Below are 23,281 nucleotides of genomic sequence, written 5' to 3' on the forward strand. Positions count from 1 at the left end.
CATCAAAAAAATAATATACGTTACATAATTTTACATTAAACTCTTGGCTAATCTTGCAGTACCGAAAGCGGCTTCAGTTTGAACGGATGTGAGTACGGGTACTTGTAGTTGACGCTGACGAATGGTACACCAAGTCTGATTTTTCGCCCCGCCCCCTGCTGTATAAACTTTTGTTAAGTGGGTTGCGCCGTGTTCCTGCAATCTTTTGTAGCCTAATGCTTCAAGACGCGCCATGCTTTCTAATAAACCATGTAAAAATTCTACAGGATTTTCGGGACGTGGAGTTAATTTAGGGAGTAAGTCTGGATTATTAATTGGAAAGCGATCGCCTTTTGTTAATAGAGGATAATATTCTAGGGGACTTTCTTGAGTTGCATCTATCTTTTCACTGAGTTCTTTTAATTCTGTATTGGTAAAAAAATGTTTTAAAACCGCGCCACCTGTATTCGATGCGCCACCCGTTAACCACAGAGAACCCAGACGATGACTATAAATACCATACTTGGCATTTTCGATGCGAGTCTGACTAAGGAGTTTTAGAACCAAAGTTGAACCCAGAGAAGTTACCGCTTCACCAGGGTATTTAGCATCACTAGCTAAAAATGCAGCAATACTATCCGTTGTACCTGTACAAACCACACATGACGATGGTATCCCAAAACGGTTCGCAATATTGGGTGTAATGGTATCAATAGGATAGCCGGGTGAGAAAATATCAGGTAATAGAGGAAAACACAATAATTTCTTGATCCAGTCGGGATAAGATAGGGTTTCTACGTCATAACCCAATTTCAAAGCATTGTGATAGTCACTGACTCCAAGTTTGTCATGTAATAAAAACGCTAACCAGTCTGCTTGATGTAAAAAATAAGTTGCTTGAGATAAAAGATTTTGTTTTTGCCACCACAATAATTTAGCTAAACTAGAAGTTGCACTAATCACTGTATGATCAGTTGGTGCAATGAATTTAATTTCATCTAAAACCACTTTTCCGCGATCATCATTGTACAAAATCGGTGCATCTATAGGATCGCCTTGTTGATCGCATAAGAGAACTGTAGCAGATGTTCCGTTAATTGCGATCGCTTTTAGTTTTTTCCTAATTTCTAAGGGTATGGCAGCAAGGAGAGAAAATAACGCATCTTGCCACATCTTGATATAATTTTGAGTTTCAAAAAGATAATGATTTTGAAATAAAATTACTTCAGCTTCATCAATAATAATGGCTCTAGCACCCGATGTCCCAAAATCTATTCCTAGATAAAAACTCATAAACGTGGACGAATACCATAATTACGATAGTAACAATAGTCTTTTAAAATTTTATCGTGATCGAAACAAAGATTAGATGGAATTTCCCCAAGAGGAAAAATCTTAACAGTTTTAGCATCATCTAACGCCTTCGGTTCACCTTTAGCGGTTGCAATAAAAACAATACTGAGGGTATGTTGACGAGGATCACGATTCGGGTCAGAATAAACGTAAAATTGTTCGACTAAATCAACATCTAAATTAACTTCTTCCATTGCTTCACGTTTAGCGGCGGTTTCTACTGTTTCTCCGTAGTCGATAAAACCCCCTGGTATTGCCCATCCGTAGGGCGGGTTTTTTCTTTCGATTAAAATAATCGGACGATGGGGCTGATCTAACAATTCAATGATAATATCTACTGTTGGAGTTGGATTACGATAAGTCATTTTTAAAGCTCCACCCTAAATGTTATGAATCAACCAACTAAAATTATTACTATTATAGGGGCGGGAGTGTGGGGAACTGCATTAGGTAAATTAGTTTCTCGAAATCATCATGATTTACGCCTTTGGTCGCGTCAAAGTCCTGAAAGTTTAGAGACGGCTATTGATGATGCTGATGTTATTCTATCAGCCGTTTCTATTCAAGGTGTACGCCCCACAGTAGAGCATTTAAAAACGTTAGAAATACCTCAAAAAACTATTTTTCTATCAGCTACAAAAGGCTTAGATCCAGTTACAACATTAACCGCTTCACAAATATGGCAAGAAGCCTTCCCTAACCATTATCATGTTGTATTATCTGGGCCTAATCTTTCGGTTGAAATTGAACAGAATTTACCCGCAGCAACGGTTGTTTCTAGTCAAAATATTCAAGCAGCAGCAGCCATACAATTAATTTTATCATCAGATACTTTTCGAGTTTATGTGAATTCTGATCCCCAGGGGACTGAATTAGGAGGAACTTTAAAAAATGTGATGGCGATCGCATCTGGTGTTTGTGATGGATTAAACCTAGGAACCAATGCAAAAGCGGCTTTATTAACAAGGGCTTTACCTGAAATGATTCGCGTTGGAACTTTATTAGGAGCAAAACAAGAAACCTTTTTTGGTTTATCGGGTTTAGGGGATTTACTCGCTACTTGTAATAGTCCTCTATCTCGTAATTATCAGGTTGGTTACCGTCTAGGTCAAGGACAAACCCTTGATGAAATTATTGTTGCCTTAAAAGGTACTGCCGAAGGAATTAATACAACCGAGGTTTTACTAAAAATCGCTCAAAAACAAAATTTATATGTACCGATCGCTTATCAGGTTTATCGTCTACTGAAAGGCGAAATCACTTCCCAAGAAGCTGTAAAAAACTTGATGGCTCGTGATTTAAAAGCCGAACAAGACTAGCGTAAATTTACTGATTTTTTTAGATAAAAACTTTTTGATGCTCAGTAATTTCCCATTATTTAACTTGTTTTTGTAAATTAATATAAAGTCTATCAAGTATCAAAATTATTTTATTATCAATCTTTTATAATATTTAGGTAGCTCGAATCAGATTTATTTAAACCCTCCATATTTCAATCTAGAGACAACAAACAAAGTAGAGTTAGCCAAAATTCTTGAGCCTTCGTCCTGAAAAGGAGCGTTGGTATTTTCGACTTGAAAAAGCATTATTTAACGAATTACTAATTATCTTTAGGTAAAAATCATGACATTTAATAATGATTCTTTGTCCAATATTTTGGAAGAAAATTTAACAGCTAGTGATCTTTTGAGTGACAGGGCTCACGAGCATGATCATGATATCCATGACGTTCATGATTATCCGATCGATTTAAACCCTGCTACCCTTGCAGTCAGTGATTCACCACGATCTATTATTGCACCGACTCGCTTAGTCGTCCCTGAAATTATCCCGACTAATTCCCTCAGTCAAAGTCGAATTAATGGCTTATTATCGGGTTATAGCTGGACTATACCCGCTTCCAGAGTGCTGACTTATAGCTTTTATGAATCTTCGGTTTGGAATGGGTCTTATTATGGGAGTGAAACAGGTGTCACAGAAGTTAGTGAAGCGGTTAAAACCAATGTACGAAATATTTTGAATTGGTTAGAGACAGTCATTAATATCGACTTTCAAGAAGTAACCGAAACCTCTACATCTGGCTCAGTTGGAACATTACGCTATATGTTATCCAATAATCCTGGTTATGCCTATGCCTACTATCCGACTACTCATCCACTGGGGGGAGATGTTCACTTAAGGCCAAGCTATCAAAATACATCCAGTACTAACGGATTTGAGCAACCCGCAGGTAATCATGGTTATATGTCCTTAATTCATGAAACCTTACATGGTCTTGGTCTCAAACATCCCCACGAAGGCACTGCACTACCCACTGTTGAGGATAATACAGCCAATACCGTCATGTCCTATCGCTTTACAGGAAACTCATCTGGAACAGCGATGGCTTATGATATTGGGGCATTACAAAATTTATACGGCACAAAAGCCAAAGAAACTGGAAATACCTCCTATCAGTTTACCACTCGCATTGATCAGTTTTCCGTCAATAGCGTTTTATCGATTAACACTCCCAATTTAACCAAACAAACGATCTGGGATACAGGGGGAACTGATACCCTAGATTTTTCTAATCTTAGCTTTGAGAGTTTGGGTTATCGCTTTGATATGAACGAAGGTGGCTGGTTAACTGCAAACCGCGCCTATCGCTTCCAACAGAATATTAGTGACTATAATGTGACGGGAGGAACCATTCAAAGCACCTATTTTGATTTTGGCACATCGATCGCTTATGATGTCACGCTAGAAAATTTAGTTAACTCCAGCAGTTCAGATACTATCTATGCTAATAATGCCGCGAATGAATTTCAAGGATATACCACAGGGCGATCGGTTGGTGCAGATGTTCTCTGGAATACAAGTAATAACGATACCTTAGATTTATCTGCTTATAGTTTCAATGCAGTCACTCGTACTCAAAACGGCAATGATTTAGTTATTGGTTTAGGTAGCAATGGCTCAGTTACAGTAAAAAACTACTATACTAGCCCCCAACTGAACATTCTATACAGTAATGTTCTTCTTCCTACAATTAGCCTTGGAGTATCGCCGAGTAGTGTCGCAGAAGACGGTACCAATATTCTTGTCTATACCTTTACTCGTATTGGTGATCTCAGCAGTAGTTTAAACGTTAACTTTAATGTTAGTGGTGATGCTGTATTTAATACCGACTATAGCCAAAGTGGAGCAACTTATAACAGTACCACTGGTAGCATTACCTTTAACGCTGGTGCCAGTACCACCACTCTCACCCTTAGTCCTACCGATGACACAGAAGTAGAATACGATGAAACCATTGGTATTACTTTAGCTTCTAATGCCAGCTATATCATTGGCACCAATAGTACAGTAATCAGTACGATTTTGAATGACGATATCGCGGTTAACCCATCTAGCATCAGTCTATCGGTTAACCAGACTGCCGTCGCCGAAAATGGTACACCTAATCTAATTTATACCTTTACCCGAACTGGTAATACAACGAATTCTCTAACCGTTAACTTTAGCGTTAATGGTACAGCAACTTGGAATACAGACTATACCGTCATTGGAAGCAGTAGTTTTAGTGCCACCGTAGGAAATCTAACTTTTGCAGCTAACTCTGCTACCGCAACGCTAACCATTGATCCTAAAGGTGATGCCCTAGTTGAAAATCCTGAAACTGTTGGAATAACTCTAACCAGTGGACTGAATTACCTTATTGCTACTCCTGCAACTGTTACAGGCACAATAACCAACGATGATGGGGATGCTTCAAACAATACCCTAATCGGTGGTAGTAGTAGCGATAACCTCAACGGTGGGGATGGAAATGATACTTTAATTGGAAATGCAGGAAATGACACCCTCAACGGTGGTACTGGAGTCGATAGCCTTAGCGGTGGTTTAGGTAATGATAGTTATTTCATCGATAATCTAGGAGACATCGTTACAGAAAATGTCAGTGAAGGTACCGATCTTCTGCAAGCCTCCATTACGGTTGACTTAAATAGTACGACTAACATAGAAAACCTGACACTAACAGGTACAGCAAACATCAACGCTACAGGAGATGGCAACAATAACACGATTACAGGTAATGCGGGCAATAATACCCTGACAGGTAACGGCGGTAACGATCAACTTAATGGCGGTGTCGGCGTAGATAACCTGATTGGTGGCTTGGGTAATGATACTTATACTGTTGACAATATCGCTGATGTGTGCATAGAAAACGTGGGAGAAGGGATAGACACCCTTAAAACACCTTTTACCTCTAACCTGACAGGAACGAACCTCGAAAATTTAACTTTAACGGGAACAGGAAACATCAACGGTACTGGAGATAGTAATAATAACACTCTGACTGGTAATACTAGCAACAATACCCTAACAGGTGGCAGTGGTATTGATAAACTGCTTGGAGGGAATGGAAACGATCGCTTAGTTGGAGAAAGCGGTAATGATACCCTGACAGGTGGCAGTGGTATTGATACTTTTGCCTTTGTTTCCTTGGCTGATGGAATCGATCGGATTAGCGATTTTTCAGTCGTTGACGATCTTATCGAAATATCAGCATCGGGTTTCGGTGGTGGCTTATTGGCTGGTACTCTTGATCCTTCTCTGTTGCGAGTCGGTGCAGGAATTACGACGGCAAATACAGCAACACAGCGATTGATTTATAACACCACAACTGGCGCGTTATTCTTTGATGCGGATGGTAATAGTACTTTATCTACCGCTACCCAGTTCGTGACTCTTTCAGCTAATCTAGCTCTAACTTCGGCTGATTTTAGTGTTGTTTAGAACGGTTGTAGAGATATGCAATGGCACGTCTCTGCAATGTCTAATAAATGACGCAAAGTATTGAGGGTGCAATTAAGAGTACAGATTTACGCAATAGATTAGGATTAAGCTAAGATTGACCCATCCCGAAGAAGGATGGTAAGATAATAGATTGCAGCATTTAACGAAAACTTACAGAATCGCAATGGCATTAACACAGACCAAAAAACAAGAATTAATGACTCAGTTCCAATCCCATGAAACCGATACGGGATCTGCGGATTTACAAGTTGCTTTGCTTACCGAAAGAATTAACCAATTGACCTCTCATCTACAAACGAACCCCAAAGATCACGCATCTAGACGGGGACTACTCAAAATGATTGGTCGTCGCAGAAACTTATTATCTTATATTCAAAATAAAGACCAAGACCGTTATCAAAACCTGATTCGTACTCTTGGAATTCGTCGTTAATTTATCTTTACCATATTTCCTATGCCCTCTGAACCGAAAAGGGATCGCTTACCGTTTGAACCCAATCAGAAAAAAAAGAAAACCCCAAAACAACCTCCATCACCTGTCATCGCAGCTAAAAAGGAACAAGCAAGCCTAAAAGCGATCCCAGAAGAGGTTAGTAAGCGCATGATTAAACGCATGGCTTTATTCTCAGGCATTCCTACAGCACTAGGAATGTCATCATTTTTTGTTTTTTACCTAGTGGTTAGTCATGGGATCAAAGTACCCAACTATGCTGTCTTTGCCGTCAGTCTAGGCTTATTTGGGTTAGGCGTTCTTGGCTTAAGCTACGGTATTTTTTCGACCTCATGGGATGAAAATCGACTAGGAAGTTGGTTCGGTTGGGAAGAGTGCAAAATCAACTTTGGCCGTACACTAGAAGCATGGCGGTCAGGTAAAAAAGAAGCCAAGGGCAACAGCTAAAATATCTTTGAATCGCTAAATAGAACCCAATCAGTATAAGGGATCATAAGAAATGATAGTCGTAATGAAAGTTGGTTCCCCAGAACCCGAAATCAGTCGCGTTAGTGCAGAGTTTCAAAGTTGGGGACTTAATCCCGAAAAAATTGTCGGTAAACATAAAGTCGTAATTGGTTTAGTCGGTGAAACAGCCGATTTAGATCCTTTACAAATCCAAGAAGTTAGCCCTTGGATTGAAACCGTACTACGAGTTGAACAACCCTTTAAACGGGCAAGTCTCGAATATCGTCACGGTGAATATAGTGAGGTCATTGTTCCCACCCCTAACGGAGATATTTTCATCGGGAAAAATCACCCCGTTAGTATTGTCGCCGGCCCCTGTTCCGTCGAAAACGAAGAAATGATCATAGAAACCGCCAAACGAGTCAAAGCGGCTGGTGCACAGTTTCTCAGAGGTGGGGCGTATAAACCTCGCACCTCTCCTTATGCGTTTCAAGGACATGGAGAAAGTGCTTTAGGTTTATTAGCAGCAGCCAAAGAAGCGACGGGTTTAGGCATTATCACAGAAGTCATGGATGCAGCAGACCTCGATAAAATTGTTGAAGTCGCAGATGTCATTCAAGTTGGGGCGAGAAATATGCAGAATTTCTCACTCCTCAAAAAAGTCGGCGCAAAAGATAAACCCGTATTAATTAAACGAGGAATGTCAGCAACAATCGATGAGTGGTTGATGGCGGCTGAATATATCCTAGCGGCAGGTAATCCTAATGTGATTCTATGTGAACGTGGTATCCGTACCTTTGATGGCAAATATACCCGCAATACTCTAGATTTATCGGTTTTACCCGTTTTACGCGCTCTGACTCACTTACCGATTATGATTGATCCCAGTCATGGTACAGGTAAATCAGATTATGTCCCTGCAATGGCGATGGCATCCTTAGCGGCAGGTGCAGATTCTTTGATGATTGAAGTGCATCCCAATCCGAAAAAAGCCTTATCAGATGGGCCACAGTCCCTTACACCAGAACGTTTTGATCGACTCACCCAAGAATTAGCCATTATCGGAAAAGCGATTAATCGTTGGCCACAGCATCAAATGGCTTTAGCTTAAACTACTCTACTCTCTTGTCCATGTCTGGAGAGGGAGAATCTCTAAAATTACTTATTACAGAGTGGTATTGCACAAAAGCGTTAATACCACTTCTTTTTTGCTTTAATAAACGCATTAATTAAAAATTTTGGCTATAAAACTGCTGTCTTGACAATGAAGCTGAAACGATTTCATTTTATGTTATGATAAATTATAGATAGAAGTGTAGTTTATAGACCTTAAGATAGTTTTAAAACTAGGCATCTGATCATATTACATTAATCAATGTTTTTTGTCAATTTATTGAGTAAGTTCTATAGAAATGAACAAAAGCGATTAAGATTTAATCTTTTCCTCACACACTAATTATGCTCATCCAAGAAAAGATACATTCGTTTTTTTCAGGATTCTATATGTTTTTGACTTTCAAGCTAAATAAATATGAATAGTTAAATTAGAGTAAAAACGATGATTTAACTCTGGCTTTTAAAAGTATTAAGAATAAAAATAGAACCAGAAAAGATGAATTAATCATGATTAATCAGATTTAATTATTGAATCCATTAACATTTACTAAAAAATCTAGAGGTAAAGCACGTGATTTTCGTTTCGCTGCCTTCTCCAACCAGACGGAATTCAAGCACTGTAAGTTTTGCTTCAACTCTTTATTTATGTCCAATTTTGGATTTATTATTATCAAAAGTTCCTCAAGAATTACAGCCCGAAATTAGGCTTGGATTACAAGAAGCGTTAATTAATGCAGCTAAACATGGAAATAAACTTGATCCGTCTAAAACTGTAGTCGTTAAGTTTATCATTACCAAAGAAAGTTATTCTTGGATTATTTCAGATGAAGGAGTGGGTTTTCATCATCCACAGCCCTCCGAACCCAAATGTCAGTGTCAAGTCACTCATGATCGAGATCTTCCGATCGATGAATCAGAAAGTGGTCGAGGTTTGTGTATACTAAACGAAATATTTGACCAAGTTCTCTGGGATTATGAGAAAGGAACACAGGTCAAACTTTGTAAAATCATTAAAAAAGGTAAACGTCAAACCGTACAAGTCTAATGCTTACCATGAGTCGGGCAAGGTGGCGCAGAAATTGAACGATCTAACCATCCTGTAGCCTGATGAAGATGGGTTAACGCTGCTTCGGGTTGATCTTTGAGTAAAAAAACTAAAGCCGAGCCGATTTGCTGTCCCGCTTGTGCCTTACGATTAGCTTTGAGACGATGCCAATCATTCGGAGTAATGGAAAGACGTTCCGCTAAAGCTTGAGCTAATTCGAGAGTACTATATTCAGACAGTTTGTCAGATGAAGTGGGAAGCATCATATAAAGTTTTAAGAAAGTTAGTAAAAATCTCCTTCCTATCTACTATATATAATTTACATTAACCTTATAGTGATGATGGTATGTCTTCAGAGATTTCTAACCTATTCGATGGCGATGACGCAGAATTTGAACAAGCAATTGTAGACATAGAACAGTCTTTAAAGACATTAAAACAACGTTATCATCAAGTTAAACAAGATCTGCAACAACAAGCCGAGCTTAAAGGACAGTTTGAGAGTCTTGAGCAAGAATGGCAAACTCATCAACAAAGCGAATTAGAAAAAGAATTAATCAACCTTAGAGATCAAATTCAAGAATTATCCATTGCTTTAGAAAGTGCTTTACTATCGAGTCGGGATTTTCAACGATTATTCTGGAAAGGAATTAGACAAGGATTACTCAGTGAGGTTTTTTGGCAAATCATACGGTTTGGAGGTTTGGGTATTGTTATTGGTTGGTTACTCAAATCATACTCAGGATAAATGAAATTATTGAACCATTATTGAATAACCCAAGTCTAAAAGGCTGCAATGACTGGTGAGGGTGAAAAACTCGTGATAGCTGATAACCAGACAGGAACAAGCGTGCGCGAAGCGTGCCTGGGGCATCGCACATTAATCCTACAATGTCAAAAAGGGGATTGCATCGCTTTCCAACAACTTTATCGACGTTATCAGCCACGTGTTAAAGCGACTTTGTATCAATTATGTGGTAGCGAGATGTTAGACGATTTGCTGCAAGAAGTGTTTTTTCGAGTTTGGCGAGGACTTCCGAAACTTCGTCAACCGTCTTATTTTTCCACATGGCTTTATCGCATTTGTTGGAATGTAGCCACCGATGGACGGCGACAGTTTGCTAAACGTCAGTTAGAAAGAGAACTCCCAACAACTGAACGTGAAGAAACGTCTACAGTAGATGAACAGTTCTCGCGTCCGCAAGATACACCAGATTTGATGCAATTGCATTATCAAGATCTCGTACAGCGAGCTTTAGACACACTGAGTCTAGAACATCGTGCTGTATTAGTCCTACATGACTTAGAAGATTTACCACAAAAAGAAATTGGGCAAATCTTACAGATTCCGACGGGAACGGTTAAATCTCGTTTATATTATGCTCGGAATGCAATTCGTCAATATTTGCAGCAACAAGGAGTAATCCTATGACTCGCCTTCCTCATGATGATCAACCATTAATCCAATTTTTGAAGCAAAATCGACCGATACCGCCTGCAACAACTAATTTAGTTGAAAAACAGTTAATGCAATGGGTGGTTAAGGAACGCCGTGTATCCTCTAGCAAACCGATTTTTTATAGGCTGCTAATTCCTGGGATGATTGCTACTGCTGGTTTAGTAACTTGGCACTTTTGGAAAAGTGGGCCTTCTACTCAACAAATGGCGACTCAACCAGAAGAATTAGAATCTTTTGTGATCGATAGTTGGAATGGGGCTAACGAACAGTTATCCTATGCACCAAAAGAAACTAATCTCGAAAACACTTGGTTAATGCTAGAAGAGTCTGACTCGAATTCAAAAAACAAAACAAATCACAAATAATAAGGGAAAACAATCATGTTTAAGTATTTATATGCTGCTAGTCTATCATTGCTCACACTAGCTTCCATTAGTGGGCCTGTGTTTGCTGTTCCGTCTGTTTCTCCTCAATCAGAATATGCTCAAGCAGAAACTAAACCACGACCACAAAGAGATAGAAAAAATTTTTTTGAGCAACTTAATCTAACCGAAGCCCAAAAACAGCAGATTTCAACGATTCGCCAAAAATATCGTCCTAATATCGAGCAAACTGCCCAGCGACTTCGTACCACGCAACAAGATTTACAAAAGCTGATGGCGAGTTCTGCTTCTCGTGACCAAATCCTAGCTAAATATCAACAAGTCGGCAATTTACGTCAAGATATGGATCGATTGCGTTTTGAAAGTATGCTAGACATCCGCGATGTTTTAACAACGGCTCAACGTCAAGAATTAGAACAAATGATGCAACAACGACGCTCAAAAAGGCCCGAACCTAGAAACGCTCGTCCTGAACCTCCAGCACCGCTGTAATTGTTTTAGGCTTTCTCTAGCGGTCTAATTGCTTGAATGTCAAATATAGTACATTAATCCTTGTTGAAGATATGCTGCTTTTCGTTGACATAATTCTTCTAATGTGCATTGTTCTAGCATCGATTGTGCCGCTAGGTTAGCTTCTTGCCAACTCTCCCGAATCAGCTTCATTTCGACGGTTGGTAAATTTGAGTCATCTTTGGGCTGGCGATCGCCTTCAATAATCGAAACAATTTCTAATAAAGTAATTTGAGCGGCAGGACGAGCTAAGATATAGCCTCCTTTTGAGCCGCGCTGACTTTTCAGTAATCCACCCCGTCGTAAATTGGCTAAAATTTGTTCTAAATAACGTTCTGGAATGGGTTGTTTAGCGATAATCTCATTAACCGTAACAGGTTGTTCTACATTAACTTGACTGGCCATTTCTAGCAAGGCTAGGATCGCGTATTCAACCTTCGAGGGAAGTTCTAAAAGAATGTAATGATTAAGTTCCAATTTTGTATTGATAAATACAACAGTTCTTGAGTATACTTGCTTTTTTGGACAACAAACATAGCTTTTTTGTCTCGTGAAAAATTAAATTTCTCAGCAAATAAGCATTATCTAGATAAACTTATTGTACTTTAGGCGACGATTATTTTGCAATAAGTGGTTTTACAAAATTACGATAGGATTTTTCATTAAGACCATCTCCTTTGTTAGCTGTTGCGGGATCAATCGATGCTCTTAAAGCCGTAATGCGATCATCTGTCGCAGGATGAGAACTCAAAAACTCTGGTGCAGAACTGCTGTACTTGATTAGTTTTTCCATAAAGGTTAGCATGGCGATCGGTGCATAACCTGCTCGTTTAAGATTTTGTAATCCTAATTGATCGGCTTCTAGTTCCGCACCTCGGCTATTAGGAAGGCTATAAGCGAGTTGTACCCCAAGTTGAACAAAAGTTTGTCGATCTAGTCCTGCTGCGGTCAATAATCCTTGAGTAATAGCCGTTTTCCTCATCTTTTCAATTGCATGATGACCGACAATATGACCAATTTCATGAGCGATCACACTCGCTAATTCCGCTTCATTTGCGACTTTCTCCATGAGTCCAGTATGCACATAGATAAACCCCCCCATTGTGGCAAAAGCATTTACAGTATCATCATTTACGACTTGGAAAGTGTAGGGGATTGAGGGGCGATCGCTCTTTTTGGCTAATCTTTGGCCAATACTGGTGACATAACGATTAATCTGATCATTGCGGTAGAGTTCAACTTTGCCTTCTTTTAGTAATGCTTGATTAATTTGCTGTCCAAGTTGTACTTCTTGATTATCTGAGAGTCTGGAGAGTTGGATCACCTGAACACCTTGAAGCAATAGATCGAGCCAAGAACGTCCTTGACTAACTTGAGGTGTTGTCAGAATAATAGTAGCTGCCATCAACAGCGCAACCAGAACATATAACCCCTTAGAGTACCAAAAGGCCCACCATGAAGCGTATCGCTGTGACATAAACGTTTCGAGACGAATAAATGTTCTATTCTATTTTAAGAAAAGTTTGTCTCTACAGCCCTCTACTGCCTTGATTAACGTAAAAATTAAATAAATCGAATAAGCTACCTGCAATGGCAAAAGTACCACCAATAATTAAAATACCTTGAACGGGGTAACCACTACCGAAAATCGACAAAAAACCGACAATATGGGTAGCACCGATTTGCCCGACACAAGCAATACCAGGAACATAACTGACAGTATATAAAGTAGCCAAAATACTACCGACTGCAATAATAGGTATCGTAAAGCTGAGGATTGTTGAAAATAGGAGGGAACGAAGTAGACTGATGACCATGATCATCTCCAAGCTAATATTTTTTTAGATGCTTGCTTGTCTATACGATATCTACCAAAAAGCAGTTTAGCTGAAAATGTCAAAAATCTTAAATAAACATTAAAATTCTTGGTAAACATCCGTAACGTAGTACTCAGGATTATCGAAAAATCAGTATTAGCACGACTCTGGGAGATGATGTACAAGTAACGTTAGTTAAAGTTATATATTAATTGACATCAATACTCTGTTTGTGATGCAAATCCCGAAAACTGATTGCATCCTGCTTGACTGATCAGCGATAGGATAAATCTAAGCTTTTTGTTAACACGGTTTCTATGGCTCATCCTCTATATATTGCCTTTATTTGGCATCAACATCAACCTCTGTACAAATCACGGGAAGCAGTAACAGACGCTTCAGGACAATATCGCCTACCTTGGGTTAGACTACACGGCACAAAAGATTATTTAGATTTAATTCTGATTTTAGAACGTTTTCCTAAGCTACATCAAACAATTAATCTTGTTCCTTCACTGATTTTACAACTCGAAGACTACGCCAAAGGAGAAGGGATCGATCCTTATATGGCACTCACTCTCACTTCAGTAGAACAATTTAACCTCGCACAGAAACACTATATTATTGAACATTTTTTTGATGCGAATTATTCTACCCTGATCGCACCCCATCCTCGCTATCGACAACTTTATGAGCAAAAAAAAGATCATGGCATCGCTTGGTGTCTAGAAAATTGGACACAACAAGATTATAGTGATTTACTCGCTTGGCATAACTTAGCGTGGATCGATCCGATCTTTTGGGATGATCCAGAAATCGCCGTTTGGTTAGAAAAAGGAAAAAACTTTACACTAAGCGATCGTCAGCGCATTATCTCAAAACAACGTCAAATTATTCGCCGTATTTTGCCTTATCATGACAAAATGCAGCAAAGTGGTCAAATAGAAGTAATAACTAGCCCTTATACTCATCCGATTTTACCCCTCCTAGCCGATACAAATGCGGGACGGGTTGCGATTCCCAAAATGACTTTACCTCAGTTAAGATTTCAATGGGCGGCTGATATCCCCAGACACTTAGAAAAAGCATGGAATATTTATGCCACTCACTTTAACTGTATCCCACGCGGGTTATGGCCTTCGGAACAATCAGTCAGTCCCGCAATTTTGCCTTATATTGCTAAACAAGGCTTTAACTGGATCTGTTCAGATGAGGGTGTTTTAGGTAGTAGTTTAAATCATTTTTTCCATCGAGATGAAACAGGGAATATTTATGAACCTGAATTGCTGTATCGTCCTTATCGACTCGATACCCCAAACGGAGATTTAGCGATCGTCTTTCGGGATCATCGTTTATCGGATCTTATTGGGTTTACTTATGGAGCGATGGATAGTCATCAAGCAGCGATGGATCTGATCGGACATTTAGAAGCAATTTCCCGTTCTCTATTACATCGAACTGGGGATGGCACAGGATTAAATGAACCTTGGTTAGTAACGATCGCTTTAGATGGCGAAAACTGTTGGGAACATTATCCCAAAGATGGTCTATTTTTCCTAGAAGAACTGTATCGTCGTTTGAGTCAGCACCCCGATCTTAAATTAGTTACTGTTTCTGAATTTATTGAGCAATTTCCTCCAAAGATCATTTTACCTAAATTACATAGCGGCTCTTGGATCGATGCCTGTTTTAGTACATGGATTGGTGATCCTGTCAAGAATAAAGCTTGGGATTATTTGACGATTGCCAGAGAAGTTTTAGCGACACATCCTGAAGCTACACCCGAAAATAACCCCGAAGTTTGGGATGCTTTGTATGCAGCCGAGGGATCAGACTGGTTTTGGTGGTTTGGCGAGGGACATACCTCTAATCAAGATGCCATGTTTGATCAACTGTTTCGGGAACATCTCGCCGCGATCTATCGGGCTTTAAATGAACCAATACCCCCCTATTTACGCCAACCCTTAGAAGATCATTACGCGAAACAAGCTCATCGTCCATCTAATTATATTCATCCGATCATTGATGGTTTTGGTGACGAACAAGACTGGGATTACGCAGGACGGTATGATATTGGGGGTGCTAGAGGAACCATGCACCGAGGAAGTTTAGTACAACGGTTGTATTATGGTTGGGATCACCTTAATTTCTATCTGCGTTTAGATTTCAAACAAGGCGTACAACCAGGCGTAGATTTACCCAGAGAGTTACATTTATTGTGGTACTATCCCGGTCATTATCGCAAAAATAGCCCCGCCCCACTTGCCGATTTACCTAAAAAAGCCCCACTAAATTATTATTTTCATCATCATTTAGGGATTAATTTAATTACTGAGTCGGTTTGGTTAGAAGAAGCGCAAGGCTATCAGGTGTGGCATTCTCGCGCTAGTCGGGCAATTGTTGCCTTAAATCAATGTCTTGAAATCGCAGTACCTTGGGCAGATTTACAGATAGAACCCGATTCACATTTACATATGGTAGCTGTATTAGCCGATTATAGCCAGTTTCGTGAAATTTTGCTCGAAGATCAGTTAATTACTTTGCAAATGCCGTAAAAATTGCGATCGTTCTTTTGTTCTGAGTGATTTAGACTAGGATTAATGAGAATTGGAACAAACGAACAATGACTCAATTAGTTAACATAGACCAAATCATCGCCGAAAAAGTTAGAACCTTAGCGATTGAACAACAGCAACAGGTCATGGATTTTGTGGATTTTTTGCATAGTAAAATACAAAAGGTAGAATTTAAAAATGCTGATGGGAGTCCAATGTCTGCTCTAGAAGCAGCAGGAGACATAGTAGGTTGTGTAGAGGGTGGGCCAAGTGATTTAGCGACTAATAAAGTATATCTTAAAGGAACAGTTGAAAAATGAGGCAAAATGTCTTATTGGATACAGGCCCTTTAGTCGCATTAATCAATCGTCGAGAACAGTTTCACCCTTGGGTAAGAGAAGAATGGGCGAAAATACAGCCTCCTTTATTAACCTGTGAGTCTGTTATTACAGAAGCATATTTTCTTTTAAAAAATGTTTATGGAGGTGAGACTGCTATTATCACATTACTCCGTAGCAGAGTTATTCAAATTCCTTTTAGATTGGAGGAAAACCTAGAAGCAGTAGATGAGTTGATGATACGCTATCAATCTGTACCGATGTATGAATGCTGATGCTTGTCTGGTAAGAATGGCGGAACTGTATTCAGGTGAATTATTAACTTTGGATAGTGATTTTACGATTTATCGAAAGAACCGAAATCAAGAAATTGCTATCATTTCTCCATTTTTCAGTTAGTACAATAATAGCTTTGTTATTTATTAACTCTTGATTTAACAACAAATAATGCAGATATGCGATAACATAGACAATTCTCATCAAATTATCTAAGCAATAAAGATTTAAAATTTATGGGCGATACAGGATTTGAACCTGTAACATCCTGCTTGTAAGGCAGGCGCTCTACCGTTGAGCTAATCGCCCTTTTTCACACGCTTACCTAGTTTAACATATACTTTTATAAAATGACAAGTATTTATTCATGCCTTCAGGTCGCATACACGATCGCATTACGCTTTGGTCACTACCTTGGATTGTTGGTTTATCTTGGCTATTGAGTCGCAGTAGCACAGTCGCTTTATTAATGTCGAGTGCTTTTGTGTTTAGTGGACTCATGTTTGGGCCAGATTTAGATATCTATTCGGTTCAGTATCAAAGATGGGGTGTGCTGCGCTGGATCTGGCAACCCTATCAGTCGATGATTCCTCATCGTTCTTGTTTATCTCATGGCTGTATTATAGGTACTTTGATCAGAATTTTATATCTGAGTTTAATTCTAATTTTAGGAGGAATTCCCCTAATTATTTTAGTGAAATTAGTGTCGGGATCTGACTGGAATTGGCAACAAATTGCTCTCGATATCTGGCAATTGCTGACACAAGATTATCTGCAAGAAATACTAGCGATCGTCATAGGATTAGAACTTGGTTCAATGAGCCATAGTTTAAGTGATTGGCTAGGTTCAGCTTATAAACGTCAAAAACGTCAACCTAAAAAAAGAAGGAAACGACGCTAGACTTTATTGATTATTTTCCCAATTGTCTTGATTTAATTGCATCAACAATTGCAGCCACATCATGAAAAGTACATAAAGAATTTTCCATCAACATTTTTTTGTCACTATTAGAAAACTGAATACCAAATCGAATTTCAATCACATAAAGAAGCTCTCTTTTTTGATAATCTAAACAATTATCGCTAAATTGTTCTTCTACTAAACTCCAAAAAAATAAATTTTCTTCAACTAGATTTAACGCTTCTTGCTCCGATAAATTGATATAGTGAGAAGTGTTACAGCAATAATCGACTAGATTAGCAATAGTCATTAAGTAAGATTGTTGTACATCGATTGTTTTCATGTATTTTTTACATAAGCTGTCCAAAAAGCTAACGTTAGTTTTATTTAAGCTGATTTACGTCTCGAACGAGCTTTTACTGCATAATCAATACATTCTTGCTTAGTTCCAGTCTTTTTGATATCTTTCCAGCCTGTAGGGTTAGTTCGATGGGCAGGCCAAATCGAAAAATCTAACATATCAGTTTCTTCATCTACTTTAATAATGACTTTATAAATCGTAGTGTCCGTGTCATTTTTAGAAGTATATATCATTCAATTCTGTCCTCAAGATTCAAAACATTTAGGATGGGATACAAATTGATATTTAACAAATTTTAACCTTAGATATATATTTTATGTGTTTTTATAAAAAAGCAATAGCAGATAAGACAGTTAAGTAAAAAGTTAATGATGAGTCGAATTTAGTTGATTGAGTTTTTCGATAAAGTTTAGTACAAAAGAAGAAGTATAAAAAGTTGCTCAAGCTTTAACGTTAAGAAAAATATAAAAATTGTTAAAAGATGACCAAAAGCATCACATCATTCAAAAATAGCCGTAAGCGTGGCGTTGTGCTAACGACAGTGGGACTAAAACGTTTACAGACAGCGATTCAAGCTATGGAATTAGCAGAAAATAAAGGGGAACGCTGGACATTGGAACAACTCGGCGATCGCATTAACGTTTCAACACGTACACTAAGCCGCTTATGGTCGCTGCATACAAAAGTCGATCAAAAAACCTTAAAACTTTGTTTTAGTGCCTTTAACCTCGAATTATCCGATGAAGACTACACAATTTTTAGAGAATCACATCTATCAAAAGAAGTAGAACAAAATTCATTAAGTCATGAGTCTACAAAATCGACTTATCTTGATGCTTATCCAGATGGGCCAGTTCCGTTAGATTCACCATTGTATATCGAACGACCGCCCATTGAAGAATTAGCATATCAGGAAATTGTTTACCCAGGATGTCTGATTCGGATTCGCGCCCCTAAAGAAATGGGCAAAAGTTCCCTAGTATTACGTTTACTGACTTTTGCTCGAAATCAACAATATCAAACAATCGTCTTTAATTTTAATCAGATTGATTTATTTTATTTAAGTGACTTAAACAAACTTTTGCGTTGTTTAGGAAAACAAATTGCCAATCAATTAGATCTCAAATTGAATCTAGATGACTATTGGGATGAAGAAATCGGCTCTAAGTTAAGTTGTAGCTTGATGGTGCATCAAATTCTTAAAAACCGTGAAAACCCAATTGTTTTAGTATTAAATGAAGTAGAGCGAATCTTTGAACAGTCTGATCTAGCTCAAGACTTCTTTTCATTGCTACGTTCATGGTATGAAGATGCACGACAAGATACCGACTGGCAAAAACTGAGATTAGTCGTCGTTTATTCAACAGAAGAATATATTAATCTAGATATTAACCGATCGCCCTTTAATGTCGGATTACCTTTACATCTTGGGGAATTGACATCACAACAAGTCACCGAATTAGCCCTACGGCATGGTTTAAATTGGAAAACCAACCAAACCGAACAATTAATGACTTTAGTTGGTGGACATCCAGCCCTGATTCGGATTGCTTTGTACTATATTAATACCCAAGGAATAACCCTTAAAGATTTGATTAAAGAGGCATTAACTGACGGTGGTATTTATCGCTACCATTTGTGGCGACACTGGCTAACCCTGCAAAAACACGCCAGCCTAGTCAATACATTAACCGATATTTTAACCACAAATCAAAGTTTTTATTTCAATTCCATACAAGCGTATAAACTCGAAAGTATAGGCTTGATTTGCTATGATGGCGATCAAATTCGCTTACGTTGTGAACTTTACCATTCTTATTTCATGAAACAACTATTGCTATTAAATTTAGGGCTAGATGAAAAATCAAAATCATTAACATGAAATATCAAGTTGGTGGTAGTCTCCGCAGTAACGATCCGACATATGTCAGCCGTCAAGCTGACGAAAAACTGTATAAGGCACTTCACACGGGTGAATTTTGTTATATTTTCAACTCGCGTCAGATGGGTAAATCTTCACTTTTACAACGAACCAGCTATCGTTTAAAAGAAGAAGGATATCAATGTCTTTATTTAGATGTAACACGATTGGGTAGTGAAGATACAAGCTCTGCTCAATGGTATAAAGGCGTAATTGTTAGTCTTTTCTATGGATTAAACCTACAACAAACTTTTAACTTAAAAAGTTGGTGGGAAAAGCAAGCTGGATTATCACCGATTCAGCAATTGCATCAGTTTGTTGAAGAAATTCTATTACCCAAATCAATCAGCGATCGCCTTTTCATTTTTATTGATGAAATTGATAGTTTGCTGAGTTTAAAATTTCCTGTCGATGATTTTTTTGCTTGGATTCGACATTGCTATAATCAACGGGCGATGAATCCAAAATTTAAACGTTTAGGATTTGCGTTATTTGGTGTAGCCAGTCCATCGGATCTCATTTCTGACAAACGCCGAACACCCTTTAACATCGGTACTGCAATCGAATTAAATGGCTTTCAATTCCATGAAGCGACCCCCTTACTCAAAGGTTTACAAAAAATCGTCAATCAAAGCGAGATTGTCCTACGAGAACTAATTTATTGGACAGGTGGACAACCCTTTCTGACCCAAAAACTCTGTCAAATTGTCTGGCAAACCGCATCACTAACTGCAAAGGGAATCATCAACCTACCACCTGGAACCGAATCCTATTGGGTAGAACAAATAGTACGATCGCATATTATTAAATGTTGGGAATCACAAGACGAACCCGAACACTTTCGGACAATTCGCACCCGTCTTTTATCCAATGAACAACGTTCGGGACGCTTATTAGGACTCTATCAACAGGTCTTACAAGCCGAGGCAACGGGGCAGCTTGTTCCGACGGATGATAGTCCAGAACAGACCGAACTCTTATTATCGGGGATTGTAGAAAAGTATAAAGGCTATCTTCGCGTAAAAAATCCGATTTATCGTAGCGTTTTTAGTCATGAATGGGTTACACAACAGTTAGACCAACTCCGACCCTACGCCTCATTATTAAATGCTTGGGTGGCTTCAGGATATCAAGATGAGTCGCGCTTATTACGGGGTCTTGCACTACAAGAGGCTTTAGCATGGACGCAGCACAAAACTTTAAGTAATCTAGACTACAAATTTTTAGCCGCCAGCCAAGAATTAGACCGTCAAGAAATCCAGCAAAAACTAGAAACCGAACGACTCAAAGAAATTGAGAAAAGACTAGCTATTGAACGGCGGAACTCACGTCGGGTCAAATGGTTACTATCTGGAATGACGGTTAAATTTTTGATCGCAGTTGCTCTGGGTGTAGTTGCTTTCACTCAATATCGACAAGCAACCTTAAGCGAGATCCAAGCTCTTACCAGTGCTTCTAATGGTAGTTTTAATTCTAATCAACATTTAGATGCTCTCGTACAAGCGATTAAAGCACAAGACAAACTGCAAAAACTCCGTTTTCTGAGTGGTTCAAAGCAAACGGATCTAGGCCGACAAACAAATCAAGTCTTAGAACAAGCCGTTTACGGAACCAATGAAATCAATCGTTTCTCTGGACATCAAGGGTTAGTGGTGAGTGTTGCTTATAGTCCCGATAGTCAAGCGATCGCTACTGCTAGTTATGATCGTACGATCAAGCTTTGGAAACCTGATGGAACTTTAATTAAAACGATTCCCCAAGAAACATCGATTCAACAAATTCAATTTAGCCCAGATAGCCGTCTGATTGCTGCCGCAGGGCTTGACGGAGTTGTACGACTTTGGGATCTTAACGGAAATTTAATCAAAAGCTTTTACGGACATCAAGGGGCTGTGTGGCGCGTTGCCTTTAGTCCAGACGGAAAAACGATCGCCTCTAGTAGTGCCGATTATACCGTCAAACTTTGGACATTAGACGGAACTCTAGTTAAAACGCTAAAGCATGAAAGGGCGAGTTGGGCGATCGCCTTTAGTCCCGATGGAAAAACGATCGCGACAGCTTTACTCAACGGAAAATATTTTCTTTGGAATTTAGATGGCAGATTAATTAAGACATTTAAGGCCCCAGAGAGTAACTCCGCGATTTGGCGATTAGTGTTTAGCCCTGATGGAAAGATCATAGCATCAGGTAACGCAGATAATCTGATCCGACTTTGGCGACCTGATGGAACTCTTTTAAGAAGCTTAGAAGGTCATACGGCAGAAATACAAAGTTTGGCGTTTAGTCTTGATGGAAGAATCATAGCCTCAGCCAGTTCTGACAAAACAATCAAGCTTTGGCATACTGATGGTACTTTAATGAAAACGTTTCAAGGACATCGCGGTACGGTTCGAGATCTGACGTTTAGTCTTGATGGAAAAACCATAGCCTCAGTTAGCGATGACAACACTATTAGACTGTGGCAGGTTAATTCACCCATCAAAAAAAGCCTTTATGGACATCACGAAATTATCTGGAAGATTGCTTTTAGTCCCGATGGTCAACGCCTCGCCTCGATTTCTGGAAATGAGATTAAACTATGGCGACGCGATGGCACACTAGAAAAAACCTTAACATCCAATGATCCCCGCTTACTCAGTCTGGCTTTTAGTCCCGATGGTCAAACCTTAGCCATTGGGGGAAGTCGTGCTGATGTCAGACTGTGGAATCTCAAGGAAGTGACCAAACAGCCTACTTTGCTTCAGTCCCCAGGAGCAGGTGTTTTAGCTGTAACCTATACTAATGATGGACAAACGCTTATCACAGGTGGCGTGATCCCGACCCTTAATCTTTGGCAGCGCAACAAAAAGGGAGAATTTAAACTTCAGCAATCGTTTTTAGCACACAAGACCCGCATTTGGGATCTAGCTATAAGTCCCGATGGTCAGTTGCTTGCTTCTGCGAGTACAGATGGTACGGTTAAACTTTGGTCTTGGAATGCAGGACGTTTATCCTCAAAGCCATATCGAATACTTAATGCAAATGCGAGTGAAGTTTTTGGCGTTGCGTTTAGTCCCGATAACCAATTAATCGCAACTGCGGGGGGTGATAATTTATTGCGGATCTGGCGAACAGATGGTACATTAGTACAAACGTTGACGGGTGGTGGCATTGGTTTGACTCGACTAGCGTTTAGTCTTGATGGGCAACTGATCGCAGCCGGTGGACTCGATAACACAGTTAAAGTTTGGCGCGTTGATGGAACAACTCTAGCTACTTTAAATGGTCATACCTCTGTTGTTTCCAGTGTTGCCTTTAGTCAAGATGGAAAAACATTGGCTTCTAGCAGTGACGATCAGACGATTATCTTATGGGATTTGCCGCAAATTCTCAATCTTAATCTAATAAATTTTGGCTGTAATTGGGTACGAGACTATTTAAAAACCAATACTACGGTCGAAAAAAGCGAGCGTAATATTTGTTTTCCTTGAGCATTAGTCAAAAGAGTTCTATACTTCTAAAGCCCGCTTGAAGTTAAAAAATAAGAATCCTCAACTCAAAAACGTGTCAAATTATCCTGACAA

Annotated in this window: 24 protein-coding genes and 1 tRNA gene; 16 read left to right on the forward strand and 9 right to left on the reverse strand. The window is 39.1% G+C overall.

Features of this window, described 5'->3' with window-relative positions; translation table 11 throughout:
- Positions 1-30: 30 nt before the first annotated feature.
- Both CFPU101_RS15130 and CFPU101_RS15135 read right to left on the reverse strand, forming a co-directional pair.
- On the reverse strand, positions 31-1,272 hold the full coding sequence (locus CFPU101_RS15130) for an FGGY-family carbohydrate kinase (RefSeq protein WP_206816173.1): 1,242 nt from the start codon (positions 1,270-1,272) through the stop codon (positions 31-33).
- Entirely contained in the window at positions 1,269-1,697 is a 429-nt protein-coding gene (locus tag CFPU101_RS15135; protein ID WP_206816174.1) for an NUDIX hydrolase, read from the reverse strand. Before CFPU101_RS15135 ends, CFPU101_RS15130 begins: the two co-directional genes overlap by 4 nt.
- A 24-nt stretch (positions 1,698-1,721) precedes the next feature.
- Here CFPU101_RS15135 and CFPU101_RS15140 point away from each other — a divergent pair, with 24 nt between their 5' ends.
- The 6 genes from CFPU101_RS15140 to CFPU101_RS15165 all read left to right on the forward strand — a co-directional run bounded on the left by CFPU101_RS15140 (position 1,722) and on the right by CFPU101_RS15165 (position 9,197).
- Positions 1,722-2,651: an NAD(P)H-dependent glycerol-3-phosphate dehydrogenase gene (locus CFPU101_RS15140; RefSeq protein ID WP_206816175.1), complete on the forward strand. Its 930-nt coding sequence runs from the start codon at positions 1,722-1,724 to the stop codon at positions 2,649-2,651.
- A gap of 304 nt (positions 2,652-2,955) precedes the next feature.
- Positions 2,956-6,117, forward strand: a complete 3,162-nt coding sequence (locus CFPU101_RS15145) for a M10 family metallopeptidase (protein ID WP_206816176.1) — start codon at positions 2,956-2,958, stop codon at positions 6,115-6,117.
- A gap of 184 nt (positions 6,118-6,301) precedes the next feature.
- A complete protein-coding gene (gene rpsO, locus CFPU101_RS15150; RefSeq protein ID WP_206816177.1) occupies positions 6,302-6,571 on the forward strand; it encodes a 30S ribosomal protein S15 in 270 nt (89 codons plus the stop codon).
- A gap of 21 nt (positions 6,572-6,592) precedes the next feature.
- Positions 6,593-7,036 (forward strand): PAM68 family protein, encoded by a 444-nt coding sequence (locus tag CFPU101_RS15155; protein WP_206816178.1) that lies wholly within the window; start codon positions 6,593-6,595, stop codon positions 7,034-7,036.
- Between the two features lie 52 nt (positions 7,037-7,088).
- Complete coding sequence (aroF, locus tag CFPU101_RS15160; RefSeq protein WP_206816179.1) at positions 7,089-8,147, forward strand: 3-deoxy-7-phosphoheptulonate synthase; 1,059 nt, start codon at positions 7,089-7,091, stop codon at positions 8,145-8,147.
- A 576-nt stretch (positions 8,148-8,723) separates the two neighbouring features.
- Complete coding sequence (locus CFPU101_RS15165; RefSeq protein ID WP_206816180.1) at positions 8,724-9,197, forward strand: anti-sigma regulatory factor; 474 nt, start codon at positions 8,724-8,726, stop codon at positions 9,195-9,197.
- Here CFPU101_RS15165 and CFPU101_RS15170 read toward each other — a convergent pair.
- A complete protein-coding gene (locus CFPU101_RS15170; RefSeq protein ID WP_374191960.1) occupies positions 9,194-9,463 on the reverse strand; it encodes a DUF6439 family protein in 270 nt (89 codons plus the stop codon). The genes CFPU101_RS15165 and CFPU101_RS15170 overlap by 4 nt on opposite strands.
- A gap of 80 nt (positions 9,464-9,543) precedes the next feature.
- Between CFPU101_RS15170 and CFPU101_RS15175 the strand changes: the two genes are divergently transcribed.
- From CFPU101_RS15175 to CFPU101_RS15190, 4 genes are read left to right on the forward strand one after another with little or no spacing between them, the layout of a single operon-like run.
- On the forward strand, positions 9,544-9,945 hold the full coding sequence (locus CFPU101_RS15175; RefSeq protein ID WP_206816181.1) for a DUF2203 domain-containing protein: 402 nt from the start codon (positions 9,544-9,546) through the stop codon (positions 9,943-9,945).
- A 48-nt stretch (positions 9,946-9,993) separates the two neighbouring features.
- The gene (locus CFPU101_RS15180) at positions 9,994-10,629 is read left to right on the forward strand and encodes a sigma-70 family RNA polymerase sigma factor (RefSeq protein WP_206816182.1); all 636 of its coding nucleotides are present in this window, start codon (positions 9,994-9,996) and stop codon (positions 10,627-10,629) included.
- Positions 10,626-11,021: a hypothetical protein gene (locus CFPU101_RS15185; RefSeq protein ID WP_206816183.1), complete on the forward strand. Its 396-nt coding sequence runs from the start codon at positions 10,626-10,628 to the stop codon at positions 11,019-11,021. Before CFPU101_RS15180 ends, CFPU101_RS15185 begins: the two co-directional genes overlap by 4 nt.
- A 15-nt stretch (positions 11,022-11,036) precedes the next feature.
- Entirely contained in the window at positions 11,037-11,531 is a 495-nt protein-coding gene (locus tag CFPU101_RS15190; RefSeq protein ID WP_206816184.1) for a Spy/CpxP family protein refolding chaperone, read from the forward strand.
- 39 nt (positions 11,532-11,570) lie between these two features.
- On the opposite strand, the gene CFPU101_RS15195 is transcribed toward CFPU101_RS15190, so the two are convergent.
- From CFPU101_RS15195 to CFPU101_RS15205, 3 genes are all read right to left on the reverse strand, one after another.
- Complete coding sequence (locus tag CFPU101_RS15195) at positions 11,571-12,026, reverse strand: Rrf2 family transcriptional regulator (RefSeq protein WP_206816185.1); 456 nt, start codon at positions 12,024-12,026, stop codon at positions 11,571-11,573.
- A gap of 139 nt (positions 12,027-12,165) precedes the next feature.
- Complete coding sequence (locus CFPU101_RS15200; RefSeq protein ID WP_206816186.1) at positions 12,166-13,026, reverse strand: M48 family metallopeptidase; 861 nt, start codon at positions 13,024-13,026, stop codon at positions 12,166-12,168.
- A 52-nt stretch (positions 13,027-13,078) separates the two neighbouring features.
- Positions 13,079-13,372: a hypothetical protein gene (locus CFPU101_RS15205; protein WP_206816187.1), complete on the reverse strand. Its 294-nt coding sequence runs from the start codon at positions 13,370-13,372 to the stop codon at positions 13,079-13,081.
- A gap of 311 nt (positions 13,373-13,683) precedes the next feature.
- On the opposite strand from CFPU101_RS15205, the gene CFPU101_RS15210 reads away from it, so the two are divergent.
- From CFPU101_RS15210 to CFPU101_RS15220, 3 genes are all read left to right on the forward strand, one after another.
- The gene (locus CFPU101_RS15210; RefSeq protein ID WP_206816188.1) at positions 13,684-15,921 is read left to right on the forward strand and encodes a glycoside hydrolase; all 2,238 of its coding nucleotides are present in this window, start codon (positions 13,684-13,686) and stop codon (positions 15,919-15,921) included.
- Between the two features lie 68 nt (positions 15,922-15,989).
- Complete coding sequence (locus CFPU101_RS15215; protein ID WP_206816189.1) at positions 15,990-16,241, forward strand: hypothetical protein; 252 nt, start codon at positions 15,990-15,992, stop codon at positions 16,239-16,241.
- The gene (locus CFPU101_RS15220) at positions 16,238-16,534 is read left to right on the forward strand and encodes a type II toxin-antitoxin system VapC family toxin (RefSeq protein ID WP_242578022.1); all 297 of its coding nucleotides are present in this window, start codon (positions 16,238-16,240) and stop codon (positions 16,532-16,534) included. Before CFPU101_RS15215 ends, CFPU101_RS15220 begins: the two co-directional genes overlap by 4 nt.
- Before the next feature lie 238 nt (positions 16,535-16,772).
- On the opposite strand, the gene CFPU101_RS15225 is transcribed toward CFPU101_RS15220, so the two are convergent.
- Positions 16,773-16,844 (reverse strand) — tRNA-Val (locus CFPU101_RS15225).
- 58 nt (positions 16,845-16,902) lie between these two features.
- On the opposite strand from CFPU101_RS15225, the gene CFPU101_RS15230 reads away from it, so the two are divergent.
- On the forward strand, positions 16,903-17,436 hold the full coding sequence (locus CFPU101_RS15230; RefSeq protein ID WP_206816190.1) for a metal-binding protein: 534 nt from the start codon (positions 16,903-16,905) through the stop codon (positions 17,434-17,436).
- Positions 17,437-17,446: 10 nt separating this feature from the next.
- Here CFPU101_RS15230 and CFPU101_RS15235 read toward each other — a convergent pair whose 3' ends face one another.
- Positions 17,447-17,779: a hypothetical protein gene (locus tag CFPU101_RS15235; RefSeq protein WP_206816191.1), complete on the reverse strand. Its 333-nt coding sequence runs from the start codon at positions 17,777-17,779 to the stop codon at positions 17,447-17,449.
- Positions 17,780-17,823: 44 nt separating this feature from the next.
- The gene (locus CFPU101_RS15240; protein ID WP_206816192.1) at positions 17,824-18,030 is read right to left on the reverse strand and encodes an MbtH family NRPS accessory protein; all 207 of its coding nucleotides are present in this window, start codon (positions 18,028-18,030) and stop codon (positions 17,824-17,826) included.
- Positions 18,031-18,278: 248 nt separating this feature from the next.
- On the opposite strand from CFPU101_RS15240, the gene CFPU101_RS15245 reads away from it, so the two are divergent.
- Positions 18,279-19,679, forward strand: coding sequence for an AAA-like domain-containing protein (locus CFPU101_RS15245; protein ID WP_206816193.1), 1,401 nt, complete (start codon positions 18,279-18,281; stop codon positions 19,677-19,679).
- Entirely contained in the window at positions 19,676-23,188 is a 3,513-nt protein-coding gene (locus CFPU101_RS15250) for an AAA-like domain-containing protein (protein ID WP_206816194.1), read from the forward strand. The genes CFPU101_RS15245 and CFPU101_RS15250 overlap by 4 nt, the downstream gene beginning before the upstream one ends.
- The last annotated feature ends 93 nt before the right edge of the window (positions 23,189-23,281 follow it).

This window comes from Chroococcus sp. FPU101, assembly GCF_017312365.1.
In the GTDB taxonomy this organism is placed as follows: domain Bacteria; phylum Cyanobacteriota; class Cyanobacteriia; order Cyanobacteriales; family Microcystaceae; genus Chroococcus.